Source organism: Streptomyces pactum, assembly GCF_002005225.1.
Classification (GTDB): Bacteria; Actinomycetota; Actinomycetes; order Streptomycetales; family Streptomycetaceae; genus Streptomyces; species Streptomyces pactum_A.
Genome location: NZ_CP019724.1, coordinates 2,982,597 through 3,002,751, shown reverse-complemented (window position 1 = coordinate 3,002,751; position 20,155 = coordinate 2,982,597). Strand labels below are relative to the sequence as shown.

Sequence of the window (20,155 nt, the reverse complement as noted above, 5' to 3'; positions counted from 1 at the left end):
TTTTGCGTGCCCACAGGCGTGCCGGGCTACTCGGCCAGCTCCTCCAGCAGACGCGCGGTGTCGAGCCCGGCCCGCAGGTACTCCACGAACAGGTCGTTGTGCAGCGCCCACGGCGAACGCCGGGCCCGGATCAGCCGGACCGCCTCGTCGGCGGTGCCGCCCCGGCGCATCAGGGTGTGGGCGACGACGAGACCGGAGCGGTTGTACCCGTGGTAACAGCGCACGAGGACCTTGCGGCCCCCGTCCAGCGCCTCGCCCGCGGCCTCCGCCAGCCGGATCACCCCCGCGAGCTGCGTCCCGTCGAGGGGACCGTCGGGGATCGGCCACACATGGTGCTCGACGCCGTCGTCCGGCCCGTGTCCGGGCAGCCGGAGCAGAGTCTGTACGAGATCGAACTCGTCCCGCACGACGGCGAACGCCGACTCCCCCGCCTGCCGCCGGAACTCGTGCCCGCCCATCCACAGCCCCGGCACGATCTCGTCCCACGGCCTGTCCGGAGCCGGTGCGTCCGGTCCCTTCCCACGGGTACGCAACAGCGCCTCCCCATGCCGCCCGAGAGTCTGCCCGACCGCTGCCAAAGGTAGCCGCCTTCTTGCCCCCGCAGCACCCCGCCTGTTCCCATGGACCGGGGTGATGGTGCATGAACGGACTGCGCGTCATACCGTCCCGGCGGCACGGTCGGGAACGGCTGTACGTCTGCCTCCCGGACGGCGGGAACGTCGCCTGGTACGACCGTGAGACGGCCCGCGTCAACCTGCTCGGCGACGACCGCGAGAACGAGGTACTCGAGGCCCTGGGCCCCTTCCTCACCGGCCCGGTCACCGTAGGCCCGCCCCCGGTCCCGACCCCCGCCGAGCTGGCCCGGCTCTCCCTCCACCCGGACGACGACCTCGCCCCCAACCGGCCCGGCGAGGCGCTCCTGGTCGCCCTGGAGCGCGACCCCGGCCCGGCGCACCGGCTGCGGCCCGACCCGCGGCGCCGGGCGCTGGCGGCCGAGCAGGCGACGGGAGCGGCCCTCGACCGCCTCGAAGGCGCCGGGTGGCACACCCTGCACTCCGTCCCGCTGCCCGGCGGCGACCGCGTCCACCACCTGGTGATCGGCCCCGGCGGCCTCTTCGCCCTGCACGTGCTGCCCGCCCGCGGGCAACGCGTCCACGTCACCGACCCCCTGGTCGCACTGGGCCGCCGCGAACCGCTTCCCCTGCTGCGCCGGGTCCGTTCCGACGCCGACCGGTCCTCGTACGCCCTGACGGCGGAGGTCCGTCCGGTCCTCGTCCTGGTCGGCGCGGCGCGCGTGACCGTCACCGCGCCGCCCCGCTCGGTCCGCCTGCTCACGGACACGGAGCTGCCGGAGCTGGCCCGCCTGGGCGGGATGCTGAAACCGGCGGACGTGGAGGCCCTGCACGCCATGGCCCGCGACCGCGCCACCTGGACGCGCGTCTGAGGGCCGCCACGCCGGGGCGGAGTCGTGCGTGTCAGGGCCGGGCCGCCACGCTCGGGCGGAATTGTGCGTGTCAGGGCCGGATCGGCACGCTCGGGCGGAGTCGTGCGTGCCAGGGCCGGGTCGGCACGCTCGGGCGGAGTCGTGCGTGTCAGGGCCGGGTCGGCACGCTCGGGCGGAGCCGTGCGTGTCAGGGCCGGGTCGGCACGCTCGGGCGGAGTAGTGCGTGTCAGGGCCGGGTCGGCGTGCGTCGGGGCGGAGCTGCCGTGTGCCAGGGCCGGGTCGGCGTGCGTCGGGGCGGAGCTGCCGTGTGTCGGTGCCGGCCGGTGCGCGTCAGGGCAGGGACGCCGCTCGCCGCCGCTCGAACAGCGGTGCCAGCAGGTCGCCGTAGTCCTGCACCCGCGGCCCGATGTCGTCCGCCCCGAAGACGAACTGCTCGGCCCGCCGGCACCCGGCCACCTCCTCCCACGTGACCGGTGTGGAGACCGCCGGCGCGGAGCGGGCCCGCATCGTGTACGGAGTGGCCGTGGTCTTGCGGGCGGCGTTCTGGCTCCAGTCGACGAAGACCTTCCCCGGCCGCAGGCTGCGCGTCATCCGGTGCACCACCAACCGCGGCAGTGCCCGCTCCGCCTCCGTGGCCAGCGCCTTCGCGTACTCCGACACCCGCTCCGACGAGGCCCCCCGCACCCCCGCCAGCAGATGCAGCCCCTTGGCCCCGGAGGTCTTCGCGTACGCCTCGATCCCGTCCGCCGCCAGCCGCTCCCGCAGCCACAGCGCGACCTCGCAGCAGTGCACGACGGTCGCGGGCGGACCGGGGTCGAGGTCGAACACCAGCCGGTCGGCCTCGCCGGGGTCGTCCGCGGTCCACTGATGCGTGTGGAACTCGGTCACCAGGTTCGCCGCCCACATCAGGGACGCGAGGTCCTGCACCAGCACCATCCGGGCCGGCCCCTCCGAGCGGGGCACCTCCGCCGTGGTGACCCACTCGGGCGTACCCGGCGGCACGTTCTTGGCGAAGAACACCTGGCCGTCCGGACCGTCCGGGTACCGCAGGAAGGACACCGGCCGGTCCCGCAGGTGCGGCAGCAGCACCTCGGCGGTCGTCGCGTAGTAGTGCAGCAGCTCGCCCTTGGTGAAGCCGGTCGCGGGATACAGCACCTTGTCCAGGTTGCTGAGGGCGACCCGTCGCCCCTCCACCTCTGTGATAGGCGCCATACCATGAGAATCTCATGAAACACGGACAAACCGCCCGACGGTCCTCCGGCAGTCGGCCGGCTGGAAGCTGGAAAGGGTGCTGCACGTGCGATCCATCTGGAACGGCGCCATCTCCTTCGGCCTGGTCAGCATCCCCATCAAGCTGGTGAACGCGACCGAGAGCCACGCGGTCTCCTTCCGCCAGATCCACACGGAGGACGGCGGCCGGATCCGCTACCGCAAGGTCTGCGAGCTGGAGGACCGCGAGGTCGCCCAGGACGAGATCGGCAAGGCCTACGAGGACGCCGACGGCTCGATGATCCCGATCACCGACGAGGACCTGTCCCACCTGCCGATCCCGACCGCGCGGACGATCGAGATCGTGGCCTTCGTGCCCGAGGAACGCATCGACCCGCTCCAGATGGGCTCCGCCTACTACCTCGCGGCGAGCGGCGCCCCCGCCGCCAAGCCGTACACGCTGCTGCGCGAGGCCCTCAAGCGCAGCAACCGGGTGGCCATCGCCAAGTTCGCGCTGCGCGGCCGTGAGCGCCTCGGCATGCTCCGGGTCGTCGGCGACGCCATCGCGATGCACGGCCTGCTGTGGCCGGACGAGGTACGCGCACCCGAGAACGTCGCCCCGGACACCGGCGTCACTGTCCGCGACCAGGAGCTGGACCTCGCGGACGCACTGATGGACACCCTCGGCGAGATCGACCTGGACGACCTGCACGACGAGTACCGCGAGGCGCTGGAGGAGGTGATCGCCGCGAAGGCGGCCGGTGAGGCGCCCCCGGAGACCCGCGAGGCGGCCGCGCCCGGCAAGGTGCTGGACCTGATGGCCGCGCTGGAGAGCAGCGTGCGGGCGGCGCGGGAGTCCAGGGGCGGGGGAGAAGGTGCCGGAGCGGCCGAGGAGGCCGAGGTCAGAACCCTGCCGCAGCGCAGGACGTCGTCCCGGCAGACCCCCAAGGAGACCGGCGGCAAGAAGTCGACGTCCACGGCCGCGAAGAAGACGGCGGCGACGAAGGCGACCGCCTCGGGCGCCGGGAAGGCGACGGCGAAGTCCGCCCGGCCCGCGAAGAAGACGGCGGCCAAGGGAGCCGCCAAGGAGACGGCCGGCAAGGAGACGGCCGGCAAGGGTGCGCCCGCAAGGAGCACCGCCAGGAGCAGCGCCAAGAACCCCGCCAAGAACCCCGCCAAGAAGACGCCGTCCCGCAAGCGCAGCGCCTGACGCCGCTCAGCGGGTGCGGTCCCGCGTCCGGACCCGGAAGATGACCAGCCCCACCGCGCTGAACCCGGCCGCCCAGGCCAGCCCCAGACCGAGGTGTCCCCACAGGGCGGAGTCCGCGAAGGCGCCGCCGGACGCGAACTGCATCGGTCCGAAGGACGGGAACCACTGCAGGATCGGCTCGTTGGCGAGCGGGTTGCCCAGCGGGTTCTGCAGGAACGTGTCCATCAGCCCGCCCATGATGATCAGGAAGAAGCCCTCCAGGTCCCGCTTGACCAGGACCCCGAGGAGCAGGCCGAGGGCGCCGTAGGCGAGCGCGATGACGGTGAATCCGGCGAGTACGGCGAACCAGGCACCCGCCGCCGGGCGCCAGAAGAACAGGACCGCCAGCGCGGTGTAGAGGGCGATGCCGGTGGCGACCCCGGCGACGGCGAGGGTCTTGGCGCCGATCAGGGTGGACTGCCGGTACCCGGCGAAGACGAGCCGCCGGTCGAAGGCGAGCGACTTGCGCACGGCGTCGAAGACGACGAACCCGGCGATCATCGTCACGGAGTTGAGCCCGGCCGTGATCAGGGTGAGGTGCCCGCCGTCGACGTGCAGCACCTCGCCGGTGGCGTACAGCTTGAAGTCGAGCACCTCGCCTCCGGCCATCGCGTTCATCACCAGGTACCAGACCGGCACGAACACCACGAGGAGCAGCCCGGCGAGCCGGTTGCGGGTCTGGTCGCGCACCGAGAAGCGCAGGGCGGTGGGGAACTGCCCGTACAGCGGTCCCGGGCGGGTCGTCAGGTCAGGCGTCGACACGGTGGTGCTCCCTTCCGGCCGCCGTGCGGGCGGTGAGGCGGCCGTCGGCCAGGTCGGCCAGCAGGTCGAAGCGGTCCTGCTCGAAGACGAGGTGGGTGATGACCACGACGGCCTTGCCGCGCGTGCGCAGGTCCTCGACCAGGTCCCAGAAGCGCAGATACGTCTCCCAGTCGAACCCCTGGTACGGCTCGTCGAGGAGCAGCACGCCGGGGTCGTGCAGCAGGGCCAGGGTGAGGTTGAGCTTTTGACGGGTACCGCCGGAGAGTTCGGCCGCGGGGGTCTGTGCGTAGCGCTCGTAGCCCAGGGCCCGGACGAGCTCCCGGCCGCGGTCCAGGCCGGGGAGGCGGTGCGCGGCGGCGAAGTAGCGCAGGTGCTGTTCGACCGTCAGGCTGCCGCTCAGCACCGGTTCCTGGGGGCAGTAGCCGAGCGTCCCGGTCAGGGCGACCTCGCCGCGGTCCAGCGGCAGGGTGCCGGCCAGCGCCTTGAGCAGGGTGGACTTCCCGGCGCCGTTCTCACCGACGATGGCGACCAGTTGCCCGGGGGCGACGGTGAGGTCGGCGCCGCGCAGGACGCGGTGGGAGCCGTACGACTTGTGCAGGTCACGGGCGCGGAGTACGGGTGCCGTGGGCGTGGGCGTGGGCGTGGGCGTGGGCGTGGGCGTGGGCGTGGGCGTGGGCGTGGGCGTGGGTGAAGCGGGCGCTGCGGGTGCGGGGTCGGTCGGCACGTGCGGTCACCATGGCCTTCCTGTGCTTCTCAGGCTTCCGGGGGCGCCTCTCGGGTGGGTCCGGGAGGCGAAGCGTTCAGCCCGCCCGTGTAGATGCCGAGCACCTCGGGCGCCCAGCGGGCCATGCCGTCGGCCGACAGGGGGTCGGTGCCCAGGACTTCGCCGAGACGGTCGCGCAGCAGGAACACGGCCAGGTCGTTGGCGAGCAGGACGGCCGCGCGGGCCGCCGGGTCCCGGCCCGGCACCGCCAGCCCGGCCGCCGCCAGGTCGTCCAGGGCGGCCCGGCTCAGCTCGTACAGGCGGCCGAACAGCAGCCTGCCGCCCTCCGAGTCGCCCAGCAGCAGGCGGCGGAGGTAGCCGGGCAGCGGCGATCCGGCCGGGAAGTGACGGGTGAACGCCGCGCTCAGCGACGCCGCTCCGGCGCCGGAGTCGAGCGACTCCACTCCGTCCTCGCCGGTCAGTTCGCCCAGCACGGCCTCGAAGGCGCCCACGACGTACTGGTCGATCTCCTGGCGCAGTCCGTCCTTCGAGCCGAAGTGGTGCACCACGAGCCCGGGCGACACACCGGCCGCGGTGGCGATCTGCCGTACGGTCACCGACTCCGGCCCGTGGGCGGCGAACAGGCCGAGGGCCTCGTCGCGGATGAGGGCCCGGGTGGTCCGGTCCTCCGGGATTGAACGCATGTACAACATGCTAAACAAGCGTTCAGTCGATTGTCCAGGGAGAGGCCGACATCCGGGGGGCGGCGGACGGGTCGGGTTCGAAGGCCGCGGGGCTGGCGTCGCCGGAGGCCGTCGGCGCGAGAGAGGCGACGGTGGGCAGGACGGGGCTCTCCTCGAGATGCTGCCCGATGGTGTCGGCCGGTCCGCCGCCCGGTGTGCCGGGGCCGGTGGACAACTGCGACCACGCGGTCAGGGCGAGGGCGACCGCGGCGGCCGTGCCGATCACCCGGCCGACCCGTCGGATCCGGGCCCGCCCGTCCAGCTCGCGCCAGACCGGGCCGGCCCACGGGTCCTCCGGATCCCAGGGCTCGCCGACCACGTCCGGGGGCGGCCCCGGACGCCATCCCGAAGTCCGCTCGCGCGCGGCGGGTTCCCTGGGGGCGGAGGCGCGGATGGCGTGCTCGTCGTCCTCCAGGAACTTCCGCCAGACGTGGTCCGGCACGGACGGCGTACCGTCCGGCTCGCCCGGTCCGGAAGTGGTCATGATGCCCCTCGTCCTCTCGCTCTCGTCTTCGGTCCGTACGGCGGCCGGGCGGGAGTGGGAGCGGGAGGGGAGCCCGCCGGCGGCCGGTGTGCCGTCCTGTGCCGCAGCACCGTTTCGGTGTCACTCCCGGGCGCCGTACGGCAGCCGGCCGCAGACCGGCCCCCCGCTGGATCATTGCACAGTGCAAAAACAGATCGCCAGGGTCTCCGGCCCTCCTCTTCCACCCACCGCCGGTCCCGCGGCCCGGTGGTCATGGCCGGCGGTCTCCGTCGGCCGCGACGAGCCGCACGAAGGGGACGGCCCGTCCGGCGTCACGGAACGACGCCTCGCCGCCGTCCACCGCCAATCCCATGAACGCGCAAAGACGCCGGGCCGTTCCCGGGTGCCGCCGGGCGTACTCCGCCATGATCCCGGCGCCCTCCTCGGCGGGCAGGAAACGGGCGGTGACGGCGTGGTGGCGGTTGCCGAACTGGATGACCGTCTTGGGCTGCCGCCGCAGGTTCCGGTACCAGTCCGCCTCCGGACCGAAGCCGGAGGCGACGGTCCAACTCCGTCCGTGCGGCTCGCGGGAGTCGGAGTCGGAGGAGTCGGAGGAGTCGGAGGAGTCGGAGGGGCCGTCGGGGTTGCGGGAGTCGTGGGGGCCGGTGGGCTCACCGGAGCCGTCGGGGTCGTAGGAGACCACTTCGAGGACGACCCGGTGGTCCCTGCCGCTGATCCGGCCGGTGTGGTGCAGCAGGAGCAGCCGCTTGCCGAACAGGGGACCCAGCCCTCCGCGGAAGAGGAGGACGGGCAGCCGTGCGACGGCGCGCCGCAGGCCGGCGGGCGGCCGGGGCCGGTGGGGTGTGGTGTCCGTGCGTGCCATTCCCGCCCTCCTGATTCGGGACCCGGCGTCCACCTTTGCACAGGGGAAAGGTGTACGGGCAGTGGCCACCGTCCTTTTGCGCCGGTCCGGTCACCCGGCCGGACCCTCCGTCACCAGGCCGGTCCCCTCCGTCACCGGCACGGGCCCTCGCCGTCGAGGCGGGCCCCTCCGCCGTCGAGGCGCACCCCTCCCTCCTGCCGATCAGGTGGGTGAGCAGGGACTTCGGCACGGTAAAAAGGACACATGCCGGAGCGTGAGATGCCCGTCGGGGGCCTGGACGACGTCGACGCGGTCACCAGGGCCGTACTGTCCGCGTCGCGACTGCTGGTGGCCGTCTCCGCGCGGTCGCTCGCCGAGGTCGAGGAACGGGTGACGCTGCCCCAGTTCCGGATGCTGATGGTCCTCTCCACGAGAGGCGCCACCAAGCTCGTCGCGCTCGCCGACCACCTCCAGGTCGCCCCGTCGACGGCGATGCGCATGGTCGACCGGCTGATCGCGGCCGGGCTCGCCGACCGGCAGACCAACCCCGCCAACCGGCGCGAGACCCTCCTGCGGCTCACCGACGAGGGCCGGCGCACCGTCGCGAACGTCAGCGCCCGGCGCCGCGCCGAGATCGCAGCGATCGTCGAACGCCTCGCCCCGGCCCAGCGGGCGGCCCTGGTGGAGGCGCTCACCGCCTTCAGCGAGGCGGGCGGCGAGCCCCTCGCCCCGGCACCGGACGATCCTCAGCCGCACCCGCTCGGCTGGGCCGCGGACGTCGCCCCGGCCCGCGACGCCTGACGCGTCGGCCCGCGACGCCCGACGCGTTCAGACGCGCGACGCGTTCAGACGCCCGACGCGTTCAGACGCGCGACGCGTTCACGGGGTCACGGGGCCGCCGGTGAGGGGGTGGGCGTCGGGGAGGCCGTGTTCACGTTCAGGTCGGGCCGCGGCTTGAGCACCAGCACTCGCTCGCCCGGCTGCGGCGGGGGCGGGGTGACCTTCTCCCTCGGCAGCTTCGCCGGGCCGGTCTGCTGGAAGGTGACCTGGTCGTACTCGACCAGCCCGGTCTTCTCCAGCACCGTGATGTGGTCCAGGACGGTGTCGTTGGCCAGGTCGGCCAGTTGCCGCACCAGGGTGTTCTTGGTGGTGGCACGGATCTTGGCGATCGCCGGGAAGATCTGGCCGTGGGTCACCCGCATGATGTTGACCGCCGACGAGTCGAACTCCTTGCCGCTCTTGGACTTCACCGTCGTCACGAAGCCCTCCTGCTGCGGTGAGGCCCGGTTGGGCAGCGTGATGCCCAGCTCGGGGGAGATCTCCCGGCACATCGCGTCGAGACCGGCGTGGCCGACCACCAGGTGCTCCCCGGCCGTCTTCATGGCCTTCGTGGAACCGCGCTCCATCACGATCTCGCCCAGCGGGTACTCCCACAGCCCGGCGGCCCGGACCTTGACCACGAAGTCGCGGTCGGCCTCGGTGAGCGGCCCGAACTTGGTGGCGGCCACGACCCGGTTCTGGTTGCCGTCGGCCTTGTCCAGACCGAGCATGGCCGGGAAGGCCAGCGCGGTGAGGGTCAGGGTCATCGCACCGAACAGGACGACGACTCCGATCCTGCTGCGGGACAGGCGCATGATGCCTCCAGGGGCGACGCGAGCGACTCGCACTCGACTCGTACTCGTACTCGTTCGCCAGGAGGTACGGAAACGGCGGGCGGATCTATCACCGCTGGGGCACAAATCTCGGGTCGCCGACCGGCGCCCGTTCAGCCGACGTCGGCCCCGTACACGCGCTCCACCGTCATCGTGATCAGCACCCGCCGGTCGGACACCATCGTCATCCGGTACTCGTCCCAGTCCGGGTGCTCGCCGGCGGCGGCGTGGTAGTACTCCACCAGCGCCTCGACCTCCGGTCCGTGCGGGTCGGTGCCCGGCCCGGTGAGGGTCGCCACGCCCTCGGCGGTGGCCCAGGACCTGCCGTCCGGGGCGGTCACCTCGAGGGTGGCCCGCGGGTCGCGGCGCAGGTTCGCCGTCTTGGCCAGCCCCTCCCGGGTCGAGACGCGGATGACGCCGGCCTGCGGATCGTAGGCGGGCATGACGGGGGAGAGCTGCGGGCGGCCGTCCGACTTGATCGTCGCGAGCACGCCGAGCCGGCTCTCCGCCAGCAGGGTGCGGGGGTCGAAGCGCGGTGTGGTGGTCATGGACCGATCATCACCCCTCGCCCCGCCGACTGTCCCGCGAACCGCCCGCCGAGCGCCCCACCGGGTGATTCAGGGGACCGACGGCCCACTCAGATAGTTACCGTCGTCGTCGTGGGGCCAGGCGTTGGCGACGCATCCCTTGAGACCCTTGATCTGCTGCATCATCGCCGGGGCCGGCAGTCCGGGGCCGGGGCAGGTCTCGTGGCCGTGGCCGAGGCGGTGGCCGACCTCGTGGTTGATGATCAGCGCCCGGTACTCGCCGATCGGGCCGTCGAACTGCGGGGAGCCCAGCACCCAGCGCTTGAGGTTCACCACGACGTCCGTGCCGACCGCGCAGTTCACCTCGCCCCGGGTGAGCAGACCGTAGGCGCCGCAGATCTCGTCCACGGTGCCCGGCGTGGCGATCTTCACCACGAAGTCGTACGAGCCCGAGCTGACCAGCCGGAAGGAGTTGACCCCGTCCCGGGTCCAGCCGCGGCGGTCGGCGAGCACGTCGGATATCTCGGCCGCGGCGGCGCTCGCCCGGACGTCGATGCCCTCCTCGACCAGCACCTTGTAGCGGCGCACGCGGCTGCCGGTGCCCACGGTCGTGCCGTCGGACTCGGCGGTGACGAAGGTGCCGGGGCCGGTGGCGGGGATCGCGATGGTGGAGGGCGAGGGCGAGGGCGAGGACGTCGGCGATGGGGAGACCTTCGCCGACGGCGAGGCGGAGGGGCTCGGCGACACGGAGGGCGTCCCGTCGGCGGCGCCGGGGCCGGCCGTGCGCTCGGCGGCGTCCAGGGCGTCCGCCACGTCGGCCGCCTGGTCGTCCGTCGCCGGGAACCTGGTGTCCCGCCAGTACGCGACGGCGGCGCCCGCCGCGAGCAGTACGACCCCTAAGGTCAGGCCGGCCAGGACGACGCGGGCGGAACCGCGGCGTCTCCGTCTGCGGGCGCGGGACCTGCGCCCCGCACCTTCCGGCACGGCTCTTCGGCTGGTCCGGCGGGGTGTGGGTCGGCCCACGACGTGCGTCCTCTCTGCTGGCCGGCGGGGCGCACAGTGGAGTCCTGTGTGCTTTTGTGCCCCCAAAATCAAAGCGGAAGGATGTGCGAAAACATCACAGGACTCCGAGTGGGGCTTCTCACGCACGCGTTCGGTCCCGGCGGTACAACCTTTCGGCGTCCCGGGGGGTCCGCGAGCCCCGGTCCCGTCGTACGCGCACACGTGCGTCGGGGGTCGTACGCGCACACGTGCGTCGGCATGTCGTGCGGGCGCACGTGCGTCGGCATGTCGTGCGGGCGCACGTGCGTCGGGGCCGCCCAGCGGTTGCCGGGCGGCCCCGACGCGGTGCGGGACGGGGACCGTCAGCCGGCGGCGGTCCGCTCCCAGCGGTAGAAGCAGCGCGCCATCGCGTCCTTCGGACCGCGCCAGGTCGCCGGGTCGTACGCCGAGACGTACGGCTCCAGCCGCTCGCTGACCTGCCGGAACTCCGGATGCCCGGTCAGCCTGCCGATGGTGGGGGCCGGGTCCTCGTCGCTCTCGATGAGGTGCAGGTACACGCCGTCACCGAACTCGAAGAGACTGCGCCGGTTGACGCCCACCAGGTGCGGCAGCTCGCCGCTGTCGGACTCGGCGAACACCTTCGCGATGTCCGGGGCGGCGCCCGGTGCCATCCGGGCGACGATCAGGGTGTGGTGCATGGGGAGGTGCCCTCCGTCGGGGTCGTTCGTCGCTGTCGTGCGGCGCTGCGGTTCGGCCCTGTCGTCCGTCGCCGCCGCCGGCCGGCGGGGTCAGTCGGCGAGTACCGAGGCGGTCCGCCGCTCGCCCGCCGCCTGCTCGATCCGGTCCCGGATGAGGGCCATCTGCGTCCGCGAGTTGCGGTTGATGTTGTCCGTCATCCAGGCGTCGTCCACCGGCGCGTCCGGCTTCATCGCGAAGTCCTGGATCCAGCGCATCCGGGTGCCGTCCGCGGTCTCGCTGTACTCCCAGACGATGTTCATGTACTGGAAGGGACCGGTCTCGACCCGGTGGGCGCGCACGGTGCGCGTCGTCGGGTCGGCGACGCGCTCGGAGACCCAGCTCCACACCTTGCCGTCCGCGTCCGGGTGCATGGTGAGCCGGAACGTGACGCGGTCGCCGTCGCGCTCGAGCACGTCCACGGAGGCGTACTCGCTGAACAGCCGGGGCCAGTCGTCGATGTCGTTGGTCATGTCCCAGACCAGCTCCATCGGCGCGGCGATGGTGATCTCGTTGTCGGTGTGGCCTGCCATGTCACACTCCCGTCTTCAGGGCGCCGTTGATCAGCGCGAGGAAATCCGCGGGCGTCTTGCAGCGCTCGGCCTGCTCCGGCAGGCCCAGCCCGTACCGCTTCTCCAGCTCGGCCACGATGCCCAGCAGGCCGAGGGAGTCCAGGCCGAAGGTGTCGAAACCGGCGTCGGCCTGCTGCTGGAGGGTGACCGGGTCGACGTGCACGCCCGCGGTGCGCTTCATGAGCGTCGCGAGCTCCTCGACGGTCACCTGGTAGTCCAGTTGGTCGGTCATGTGGATGTCCTCCTTGACTCGGTTCGGCGCGCGCCCTAGAGCGGCGCTTGTGGGTCGGTGTCGGTCGGGTCGGTGTCGGTCGGGTCGGTGCCGGTCGGGTCGGTGCCGGTCGGGTCGGGTCGGGTAGGTCATCGGTCCGTGGACGGCACGGCGCCCTGCCGCAGGACGAGCGCCGAGTTGGAGCCCATCAGGCCGCGGCCGAGGATCAGGGCGGTGTGCGTCTGGGCGGGGCGGGCCCGGCCGGCCACCACGTCCAGGTCGTGGCACACGTCGAACACGTGCGGTGTGGGCGGGACCAGCCCGTGCTCCATGGCCAGCACCGCGGTCGCCACGTCCAGCACCGGCGCCGCGCAGTACGCCCGCCCCATCCCGGTCTTCGGCGCGGTGACCGGCACGCGCCGCGCGTGCGGGCCGAGCGCGTCGGCGAGGGCCAGGGCCTCGGCCCGGTCGGCCTCCGGGACGCCGAGGGCGTCCGCGAACACCACGTCCACCTCCTCGGGCCGGCACCCCGCCTCGGCCAGCGCGCCCTCGATCGCGCGGGCCAGCCCCTGCCGGGACTCCGCCCAGCGGGACGGGCCGGTGAAGGTCGCCGCGTGCCCGGCCACCGTCGCCCGCACGTCCGCCCCGCGGTCCCGGGCCGCCGCTTCCTCCTCCACCACGAGCACGGCACCGCCCTCGGCCGGGGCGAACCCGCAGGCCGCATCGGTGAACGGACGGTAGGCGCGGTCGGGTTCGGTGGCCCGGCTCAGCTCGGGGTAACCCAGTTGGCAGACGATCGAGTACGGGGCGAGCGGCGCCTCCGTCGCGCCGCAGACCACCGTGTCGGTGCCGTTCCGCACGGCCAGCGCCGCGTGCGCCAGGGCGTCCAGGCCGCCCGCCTCGTCGGCGGCCACGACCCCGCAGGGACCCTTGAAGTCGTTGCGGATGGAGATCTGACCGGTGCTGGCCGCGTAGAACCAGGCGATCGACTGGTAGGGGCCGACGTACCGGGACCCCTGGCCCCACAGGTTCTGCAGCTCCCGCTGCCCGAACTCGCCGCCGCCCGATCCCGCGGCGGTGACCACGCCGACCGAGAACGGTGACTCGATGTCGGCGCGCCCGTAACGGGCGTCGTCCAGGGCCAGTTGGGTGGCGGCAAGCGCGAAGTGCGTGAACCGGTCGGTCTGGACGAGATAGCGCTCCTCGACCGTCTCGGCCGCGTCGAAGCCGCGCACCTCGCCCGCGACCCGCAGGGGCATGTTCTCGCAGCCCTCCCGGGTGACGGGCCCGAGACTGCTGGTGCCGTCCGCGACCGCCTTCCAGAAGACCTCGGCCCCGATGCCGTGCGGGGACACCACACCGAGTCCGGTGACGACGGCGCGCCTGCTTCCGTCCTGGCCCGAGTCCTTGCTCCGGCTCCTGGTCCGTTGTGGTCCGCTCATCGCAGCCCTCCTTCGGAACCGCTCAGTACGACGGCGGACTGGAAGCCGCCGAAGCCGCTGCCCACCGACAGCACGTGCCGCAGCGTCCGCTCCCGCGCCTCGCGCGGCACGTAGTCCAGGTCGCACTCTGGGTCGGGGGTCGTGTAGTTGGCGGTGGGGGGCACCACCTGGTGGGCCATCGCCAGCACGCAGGCGGCCAGCTCGATCGAGCCGATCGCACCGAGCGAGTGGCCCACCATGGACTTGATCGAGCTCATCGGCGTCGCGTAGGCGTGCTCGCCCAGCGAGCGTTTGACGGCCGCGGTCTCGTGCCGGTCGTTCTGCTGGGTGCCGGAGCCGTGCGCGTTCACGTAGTCGATGGCGGACCCGTCCAGCCCGGCCATGTCGAGTGCCGTGTCGATGGCCCGCGCCATCTCCAGGCCCTCCTTGGTGAGCCCGGTCATGTGGTACGCGTTGCCGAAGGTCGCGTAGCCGGAGATCTCGCAGTACACGTCCGCGCCACGGGCCCGGGCGTGCTCCAGGTCCTCAAGGACGAGTACGGCGGCCCCCTCGCCCATGACGAAGCCGTTGCGGTCGGCGTCGAAGGGCCGGGAGGCGTGCGCGGGGTCGTCGTTGTTCGGCGAGGTCGCCTTGATGGCGTCGAAGCAGGCCATGGTGATCGGCGATATCGGCGAGTCCGCCGCGCCCGCCAGGCACACGTCGACGCGGCCCTCGGCGACGGCGTGGTAGGCGTACCCCACCGCGTCCAGACCGGAGGTGCACCCGGTCGACACGGTCTGCACCGGCCCGCGCACGCCGAACTCCTCGGCGACCGCGGACGAGAGGGTGGCGGGCGTGAACGCGCGCTCCAGGTGCGGCTCGGCCCGCCGGTCGTCCACGTCCCACCGCGAGCCGCGCTCGCTGACGAGGACGTAGTCGTGCTCCAGCCGGGTCGTGCCGCCGACGGCCGTGCCGAGCGTGGCGCCGGCCCGCCAGGGGTCGTCCCGCGCCAGGTCGAGGTCCGCGTCCCGTACCGCCTCGGCGGCGGCGACGAGTGCGAACTGCACGTAGCGGTCGGACCGCTGGACGGTAGCGAGGTCCAGCCCGTGCTCGGACGGTTCGAAGTCGCACTCGGCGGCTATCTGCGATCGCAGCCCGGCCGGGTCGAACAGGGAGATGCGGCGCGTCGCCGTACGGCCGTCGGACAGCAGGCCCCAGAACTGGGGCACGCCGATCCCGCCCGGGGCGACGACGCCTATGCCCGTGACGGCGACCCGACGCCTGCTCATGACACCGCCTCGGCCGCGGTGGCGGGCTGCCCGTGCCCCGCGCACCCCGCGTGGCCGGGGCCCTGGCCGTCGTCCCGGCCGTCGTCCCGGTCGTGCGGGAGGGCGTTGCCGGCCGCGTCCTCCGTGTCGACGTGGCCGAGTTCCGGCCGTGGGGCCAGCGGCCCCAGGTGGAAGACGAGGCGCGCCTCGACGTCGCCCACGTTGCGGAAGCGGTGGCGCATGTCCTGCGGGATCAGCAGCCCCTGCCCGGTGGAGAGGGCGTGCGGCACCCCGTCCAGGTCCACCTCGAGCGCGCCGTCGGTGACGTACACGAACTCCTCCGAATACGGGTGGTAGTGCTCGGCGATGCGGTCGCCTGGCTGCACGATGGCCACGCCCATGAAGCCGCTGGTCGACCCGGCGGTGGTGGGCGTGAGAAGGGCGCGGAGGTCTCCGCCGCGGCGGCGGTTCGGCGCGATGTCGCCGAGGGAGACGATGCGTACCTGCTGGTCTGTCATGTCGTTCACTCCGGGTGACGGGAGGCGGTGGGGGAGGTCGGGGCGGTCGGGGAGTTCCGCACGGACCGGCGGGCGCGCCGTTGGGCCCGGCCAGCCGCGTGGCGGGGCCGCGCGGTTCGAGTGCCTGGTGCGGCCGAGTGCTTCGGCCGCGCGCTTCGGACGCTGGTTCAGGAGACTGCGGAACGCCGGTCGGTCAAGGGCGTCATGCGGGCCCGCGCGAGCAACTGGGACATCGTGCGGGCCTCCGTCAGTGGCCCGTCGATACCGACGGCGGCGGTGTCCAGCAGCCGCTCGGCCACGGCGACCCCGGCGCTCGCGGCTGCCCCGGAGGCGTCGGCGGACCCGTGCAGACCCAGGACGAAAGCGGGCGCGTCGTCCGGGTCACCGTCCATGTCGAGGAGCCGTACGACCAGGTCGTCGCGGTGGAAGACGGTGGCAGCCAGGACCGGGCTGTCCGGTGTGTGCGCGGCCTGCGCGTCCTGGCGGGCGAGCAGCCGGGCCAGTTCGGGACCGGCGCCGGGGCGGACCGGGTAGAGCAGCGCGACGCGTTGCGTGCGCGCGCCGGTCCTGGCGGCGGACGACACGTGGTGGACCGCCGGCATGGCGGCCCGTGTGAAGAACCGCCGGGCGTCCCGGGGATCGCGCAGGTCCCGCCGCTGCTCCAGGAACGGGTTGAGGGCCTCCTCGACGGCCCGCACCGCGGGCTGCCCGGCGACGTGGCGCAGTGCGGTCTGCAGGTCGCCCTGCACCTCCACGGCTCGTACGACCCGGTTGCCGTGCAGGAAGACCGAGGTGCGCAGCAGCCGACCGGAGCCGTCGACGCGGGCGTCGGGCGGCGCGTAGCCGGACAGCAGCCGGGCGACCTCCTCCTCGCTGCCGGACCGCACGGTGAAGGTCAGGGCGTGCCGTACGACGTTGCCCCCGATCCGGGGAGCGGCCGGCGGCGGCTCACCTGCCGCGGCGGACGGGGACTCGGCACCGGCGGTCTCCCGCAGGACGCTGTAGCGCAGGGAGTGGGTGTCGCGGACGTAGTCCTGCAGGGGCTCGACGGTGTCCAGGTGCTCTTCGCTGTTGACCCAGGCCAGGAAGGGCTCCGCGCTCTCCCACTCACTGGTGAGCAGCCACTGGGTGGGATTGTCCACGGACTGGCACAACTGGTCGCTGACGTGTCCCCGAACGGCGGCGACCCGGTCCCGGATGCCGTCGTAGGCGTCCAGGAACTCCTGCTGCATTCCGTCGTGGATGTCCAGCATCAGGACGACCCGCACGCGGGATCCGTCGAACGCGGATACCGACACGCCGCCCGCGTCCGCGGCCACGGCGGCCGATGCCGCCGCGGCGTCTGTGGTCAGGGCATCCGCCGACACGGTATCCGTCGCTACGACGGGAGAGACCGACATCCGGCCCACCTCTTCTCCGGGGAACTTCCTCGTGGACTGGGGGGGAGGCGATCGCCGCGGCGTGCGCCATTGCTCCGGCGTGGTGCGGCGGTCGCAGTAAGCACGATCGTGGGCCGTGCCCGCGGGGACCGCGATCCAGGAGGGTTAAGCGGGTGAAGCCTGAGCCGCCACGGGCCGCAGGGGGCATGCATGAAGACCCCCGGCGCACACCTGTCGCGGGGCGAGTCACACGACGAGGGTCCGGCGTACGGAGCGCGCACGTCTGTCACCACGGAGGAAGACGTCCGCCACGACGAAGGGCCACGTCCGCCACAACGGAAGACGACGTCCGTCACGACACGGGACGAACGTCCGTCACAACGGAGGACGAACAATGAACCAAAGAGCCGATCGGTCCGGCGGAGCCGCCCCCGGGGGCGGAGTCCACCGCGTCCCGGTGCTCATCGTCGGCGGATCCCTGGTGGGCCTGTCGACCTCGGTGTTCCTGGGGCGGCTGGGCATCCGGCACACCCTGGTGGAGCGCCACGCCGGCACCTCCATCCACCCCCGCGGGCGCGGCAACAACGTCCGCACGATGGAGATCTTCCGCGTGGCCGGCACCGAGCCGGACATCAGGAAGGCCGCCGCCGTCCTGGCCGACAACCACGGCATCTTCCAGACACCCACCCTGGTCGGCGACGCGGGGGAGTGGCTGTTCAAGGAGATGGACGCAGGGGGCGGACTGGCCCGCTTCAGCCCCAGCTCCTGGTGCCTGTGCTCCCAGAACGACCTGGAGCCGGAACTCCTCACCCACGCCACGAACCTCGGCGGCGACCTGCGCTTCGGCACGGAGCTGCTGTCGTTCGAGGCCGACGCCGAGGGTGTCACCGCCATCGTCAAGAGCCGGGAGACCGGTGAGCACTCCACCATCCGCGCGGACTACCTCGTCGCCGCCGACGGTCCCCGCAGCCCCGTCCGCGAGCAGTTGGGCATTGAGCAGAGCGGCCCCGGCGACCTCTTCCACAACGTCAGCATCACCTTCCGCTCCCGCCGCCTCGCCGACGTCGTGGGCGACCGCCGCTTCATCGTCTGCTATCTGACCAACGAGGACGCCGACGGCGCCCTCCTGCCGGTCGACAACCGCGAGAACTGGGTCTTTCACGCCCCCTGGCACCCCGAACAGGGTGAAACGGTCGAGGACTTCACCGACGAGCGCTGCGCCGCCCACATCAGCCGCGCGATCGGCGTCCCGGACCTCGACGTGGAGATCACCGGCAAGGCACCCTGGCACGCCGCCCAGCGCGTCGCCCGCAGCTACCGCTCCGGTCGCGTCCTCCTGGCCGGCGACTCGGCCCACGAGATGTCCCCGACCGGCGCCTTCGGTTCCAACACCGGCATCCAGGACGCCCACAACCTGGCCTGGAAACTCGCCGCGGTCCTGGAGGGCTGGGCGGGCGAGGGCCTCCTGGACACCTACGACGCGGAACGCCGCCCGGTCGCGGAGGCCACCAGCGCCCGAGCCGCCGGACGCTCGGTCGAACACAGCCACCCGGGGTTCGCACCACCGCCCGGTATGGGGGGCGGGGCACCGGCCGGCGGCCCCGAGGGCGGTCCCGGCGGTCCCCCTGCGGGCGGTCCCGGGGGCGGTCCCGGCGGTCCCCCTGCGGGCGGTCCCGGCGGTCCCGGCGGTCCTCCTGCGGGCGGTCCTGGTGGTCCCGGCGGTCCCCCTGCGGGCGGTCCTGGTGGTCCCGGCGGTCCCGGCGGTCCCGGCGGAGGCCCGCAGCGCGGCATCCTCAACGTCGCCCTCGGCTACCGCTACCCCCAGGGCGCGGTGGTCGGCGCCGACCCGGCGACCCCGGTGGTCCCGGAGAGCCTCGACCTCACCGGCGCACCGGGCAGCCGGGCCCCCCACGTCTGGCTCCGCCGCGGCGACGACCGGGCCCGCATCTCCACCCTGGACCTCTACGAGGACTCCCTGGTCCTGCTCAGCGACGCGGCACAGCCCACCGGCTGGCACGAGGCGGCGACGCGCCTGGCGGCCGATCTGCGGGTCCCGCTGAAGTCGTACCGCGTGGGCGGAACACCGGCGGCCGACCTCATCCAGGACGACGAGGAAGCCGACTGGGCGAAGGCCCACGGAGTGACCCGCGGCGGTGCGGTCCTCGTCCGCCCCGACGGCTTCGTCGCGTGGCGCTCCCCGGGCCCGGCCCCGGACCCGGAGCAGATGCTGCGCCAGGTCGTGAGGACGGTACTGGCACTGGCGTGACATGAGCCGCCCACCCCGCCCACCACAAAACGTGGACCACTCCCCGCTTACCTGCTAGCGTCTCGCCGACAGGCTTACCGGGGAGTGATCCCCGTTACGTGAGGAGGGGCGGGCATGGCGGACACGGCACTGGTGCTGGGCGGGGGCGGCCTGACCGCGTACGCGTGGCAGATCGGCGTACTGGCGGCACTGGCGGAGGCGGGGATCGACCTCGGCGACGCCGACGTCCTCGCCGGCACGTCGGCCGGCGCACTGCTGGCGCTGGACCTGGCCGAAGGATCGCCCTCCTCCGCGCTCTACGCGGAACAGATCAACCGCGAACGGGCCATGCTGGACGTGGACTTCACCTTCGCCATGACGGTCAGGTACCTGTGGGCCGCGCTGGGTTCGCGCGACCCCAAGACCGTGATCAAACGCATCGGCCGACTGGCACTCACCGTGCGCGACGTCCCGGAGACCGAGGTCTTCGAAGCCATAGGCCCTCAACTCCGGGTCTCCACATGGCCTCAGAGGCCCGTACGCCTCTTCGCCGTCGACGCCCTCACCGGCGAACCGACGGCCTTCACCGCCGACAGCGGCGTCGACCTGCTGCACGCCATGTCGGCCACCTGCGCACTGCCGCCCCTCTTCCCGCCGATCACCATCGGCACGGGCCGCTGGATGGACGGCGGCGTACGCTCCACGACCAACGCAGACCTGGTCGACGACTGCGCGCGGGTCGTCGTACTGGCGCCCATCCCCAAGGGGGCGGGAGCGAGTCCGAGCGCGGCGACCCAGGTACAGACCCTCGTCTCGAACGGCGCCCGGGCCGCCCTCCTGACCCCCGACCGACAGGCCCGCCGCGCCTTCGGCCGCAACCCCCTGGACGCCGGCCGCATCCCGGCCGCGGCCCGGGAGGGCCTACGGCAGGGCACGGCACAGGCCGACCGGATCAGAACAACCTGGCAAGGCTGACCCGTCACACAGGGCTCGCGGAGAAGGAGAAGACGGGCGAGACCGGGCCGGCGACCTGACCGATGGGCTGAGCCCCGGACCCATGAGCGGTCCGGGGCTCAGCCACGACCACGACTGGCCCGCACGGCGTCGCCCAGAGCCTTGCGAAACCCGCTTCGACCCGCCGCCGGCGAAGCCCGTCCAGACCATGACGTCGTCATCGGTGATCACCGGCA

Annotated in this window: 22 protein-coding genes; 5 read left to right on the top strand and 17 right to left on the bottom strand. The window is 73.1% G+C overall.

Annotated elements, in window-relative coordinates; all coding sequences use genetic code 11:
* Positions 1–26: 26 nt before the first annotated feature.
* Entirely contained in the window at positions 27–533 is a 507-nt protein-coding gene (locus B1H29_RS12025) for a protein-tyrosine phosphatase family protein (RefSeq protein ID WP_055417874.1), read from the bottom strand.
* 107 nt (positions 534–640) lie between these two features.
* Between B1H29_RS12025 and B1H29_RS12020 the strand changes: the two genes are divergently transcribed.
* The gene (locus tag B1H29_RS12020; RefSeq protein WP_055417873.1) at positions 641–1,444 is read left to right on the top strand and encodes a nuclease-related domain-containing protein; all 804 of its coding nucleotides are present in this window, start codon (positions 641–643) and stop codon (positions 1,442–1,444) included.
* A 330-nt stretch (positions 1,445–1,774) separates the two neighbouring features.
* On the opposite strand, the gene ligD is transcribed toward B1H29_RS12020, so the two are convergent.
* Positions 1,775–2,656, bottom strand: a complete 882-nt coding sequence (gene ligD, locus B1H29_RS12015; protein ID WP_055417872.1) for a non-homologous end-joining DNA ligase — start codon at positions 2,654–2,656, stop codon at positions 1,775–1,777.
* A gap of 85 nt (positions 2,657–2,741) precedes the next feature.
* On the opposite strand from ligD, the gene B1H29_RS12010 reads away from it, so the two are divergent.
* A complete protein-coding gene (locus tag B1H29_RS12010) occupies positions 2,742–3,863 on the top strand; it encodes a Ku protein (RefSeq protein WP_055418921.1) in 1,122 nt (373 codons plus the stop codon).
* 6 nt (positions 3,864–3,869) lie between these two features.
* On the opposite strand, the gene B1H29_RS12005 is transcribed toward B1H29_RS12010, so the two are convergent.
* The 5 genes from B1H29_RS12005 to B1H29_RS11985 all read right to left on the bottom strand — a co-directional run bounded on the left by B1H29_RS12005 (position 3,870) and on the right by B1H29_RS11985 (position 7,456).
* Positions 3,870–4,664 carry a hypothetical protein gene (locus B1H29_RS12005; protein ID WP_055417871.1) on the bottom strand — a complete coding sequence of 265 codons (795 nt, stop codon included), beginning with the start codon at positions 4,662–4,664 and terminating at the stop codon, positions 3,870–3,872.
* Positions 4,651–5,262 (bottom strand): ATP-binding cassette domain-containing protein, encoded by a 612-nt coding sequence (locus B1H29_RS12000; protein WP_055418920.1) that lies wholly within the window; start codon positions 5,260–5,262, stop codon positions 4,651–4,653. Before B1H29_RS12000 ends, B1H29_RS12005 begins: the two co-directional genes overlap by 14 nt.
* Positions 5,263–5,417: 155 nt before the next feature.
* On the bottom strand, positions 5,418–6,071 hold the full coding sequence (locus B1H29_RS11995; protein ID WP_055418919.1) for a TetR/AcrR family transcriptional regulator: 654 nt from the start codon (positions 6,069–6,071) through the stop codon (positions 5,418–5,420).
* 22 nt (positions 6,072–6,093) lie between these two features.
* Positions 6,094–6,594: a hypothetical protein gene (locus tag B1H29_RS11990; protein ID WP_055417870.1), complete on the bottom strand. Its 501-nt coding sequence runs from the start codon at positions 6,592–6,594 to the stop codon at positions 6,094–6,096.
* Positions 6,595–6,844: 250 nt separating this feature from the next.
* Positions 6,845–7,456: a nitroreductase/quinone reductase family protein gene (locus B1H29_RS11985; protein WP_055417869.1), complete on the bottom strand. Its 612-nt coding sequence runs from the start codon at positions 7,454–7,456 to the stop codon at positions 6,845–6,847.
* A gap of 243 nt (positions 7,457–7,699) precedes the next feature.
* Between B1H29_RS11985 and B1H29_RS11980 the strand changes: the two genes are divergently transcribed.
* Entirely contained in the window at positions 7,700–8,236 is a 537-nt protein-coding gene (locus tag B1H29_RS11980) for a MarR family winged helix-turn-helix transcriptional regulator (RefSeq protein ID WP_055417868.1), read from the top strand.
* Positions 8,237–8,322: 86 nt separating this feature from the next.
* On the opposite strand, the gene B1H29_RS11975 is transcribed toward B1H29_RS11980, so the two are convergent.
* From B1H29_RS11975 to B1H29_RS11930, 10 genes are all read right to left on the bottom strand, one after another.
* Positions 8,323–9,069 carry a DUF4142 domain-containing protein gene (locus B1H29_RS11975; RefSeq protein ID WP_055417867.1) on the bottom strand — a complete coding sequence of 249 codons (747 nt, stop codon included), beginning with the start codon at positions 9,067–9,069 and terminating at the stop codon, positions 8,323–8,325.
* 131 nt (positions 9,070–9,200) lie between these two features.
* Positions 9,201–9,635: a PPOX class F420-dependent oxidoreductase gene (locus B1H29_RS11970; RefSeq protein ID WP_055417866.1), complete on the bottom strand. Its 435-nt coding sequence runs from the start codon at positions 9,633–9,635 to the stop codon at positions 9,201–9,203.
* Between the two features lie 69 nt (positions 9,636–9,704).
* The gene (locus B1H29_RS11965; protein ID WP_055417865.1) at positions 9,705–10,637 is read right to left on the bottom strand and encodes a DUF3152 domain-containing protein; all 933 of its coding nucleotides are present in this window, start codon (positions 10,635–10,637) and stop codon (positions 9,705–9,707) included.
* A gap of 341 nt (positions 10,638–10,978) precedes the next feature.
* Complete coding sequence (locus B1H29_RS11960) at positions 10,979–11,314, bottom strand: TcmI family type II polyketide cyclase (protein ID WP_055417864.1); 336 nt, start codon at positions 11,312–11,314, stop codon at positions 10,979–10,981.
* Positions 11,315–11,404: 90 nt separating this feature from the next.
* Complete coding sequence (locus tag B1H29_RS11955; RefSeq protein ID WP_055417863.1) at positions 11,405–11,884, bottom strand: SRPBCC family protein; 480 nt, start codon at positions 11,882–11,884, stop codon at positions 11,405–11,407.
* A gap of 1 nt (position 11,885) precedes the next feature.
* Positions 11,886–12,155 carry an acyl carrier protein gene (locus B1H29_RS11950; RefSeq protein WP_055417862.1) on the bottom strand — a complete coding sequence of 90 codons (270 nt, stop codon included), beginning with the start codon at positions 12,153–12,155 and terminating at the stop codon, positions 11,886–11,888.
* Between the two features lie 128 nt (positions 12,156–12,283).
* A complete protein-coding gene (locus tag B1H29_RS11945; RefSeq protein WP_055417861.1) occupies positions 12,284–13,576 on the bottom strand; it encodes a ketosynthase chain-length factor in 1,293 nt (430 codons plus the stop codon).
* Positions 13,573–14,844 carry a beta-ketoacyl-[acyl-carrier-protein] synthase family protein gene (locus B1H29_RS11940; protein WP_055417860.1) on the bottom strand — a complete coding sequence of 424 codons (1,272 nt, stop codon included), beginning with the start codon at positions 14,842–14,844 and terminating at the stop codon, positions 13,573–13,575. Before B1H29_RS11940 ends, B1H29_RS11945 begins: the two co-directional genes overlap by 4 nt.
* Positions 14,841–15,341, bottom strand: a complete 501-nt coding sequence (locus tag B1H29_RS11935; protein WP_055417859.1) for a cupin domain-containing protein — start codon at positions 15,339–15,341, stop codon at positions 14,841–14,843. The genes B1H29_RS11940 and B1H29_RS11935 overlap by 4 nt, the downstream gene beginning before the upstream one ends.
* Before the next feature lie 167 nt (positions 15,342–15,508).
* Entirely contained in the window at positions 15,509–16,741 is a 1,233-nt protein-coding gene (locus tag B1H29_RS11930; RefSeq protein ID WP_079160175.1) for a SchA/CurD-like domain-containing protein, read from the bottom strand.
* Between the two features lie 373 nt (positions 16,742–17,114).
* Here B1H29_RS11930 and B1H29_RS11925 point away from each other — a divergent pair, with 373 nt between their 5' ends.
* Together B1H29_RS11925 and B1H29_RS11920 are read left to right on the top strand one after the other, a co-directional pair.
* On the top strand, positions 17,115–18,986 hold the full coding sequence (locus tag B1H29_RS11925; RefSeq protein WP_055417858.1) for an FAD-dependent oxidoreductase: 1,872 nt from the start codon (positions 17,115–17,117) through the stop codon (positions 18,984–18,986).
* A 114-nt stretch (positions 18,987–19,100) separates the two neighbouring features.
* A complete protein-coding gene (locus B1H29_RS11920; protein ID WP_055417857.1) occupies positions 19,101–19,940 on the top strand; it encodes a patatin-like phospholipase family protein in 840 nt (279 codons plus the stop codon).
* Positions 19,941–20,155 lie beyond the last annotated feature (215 nt).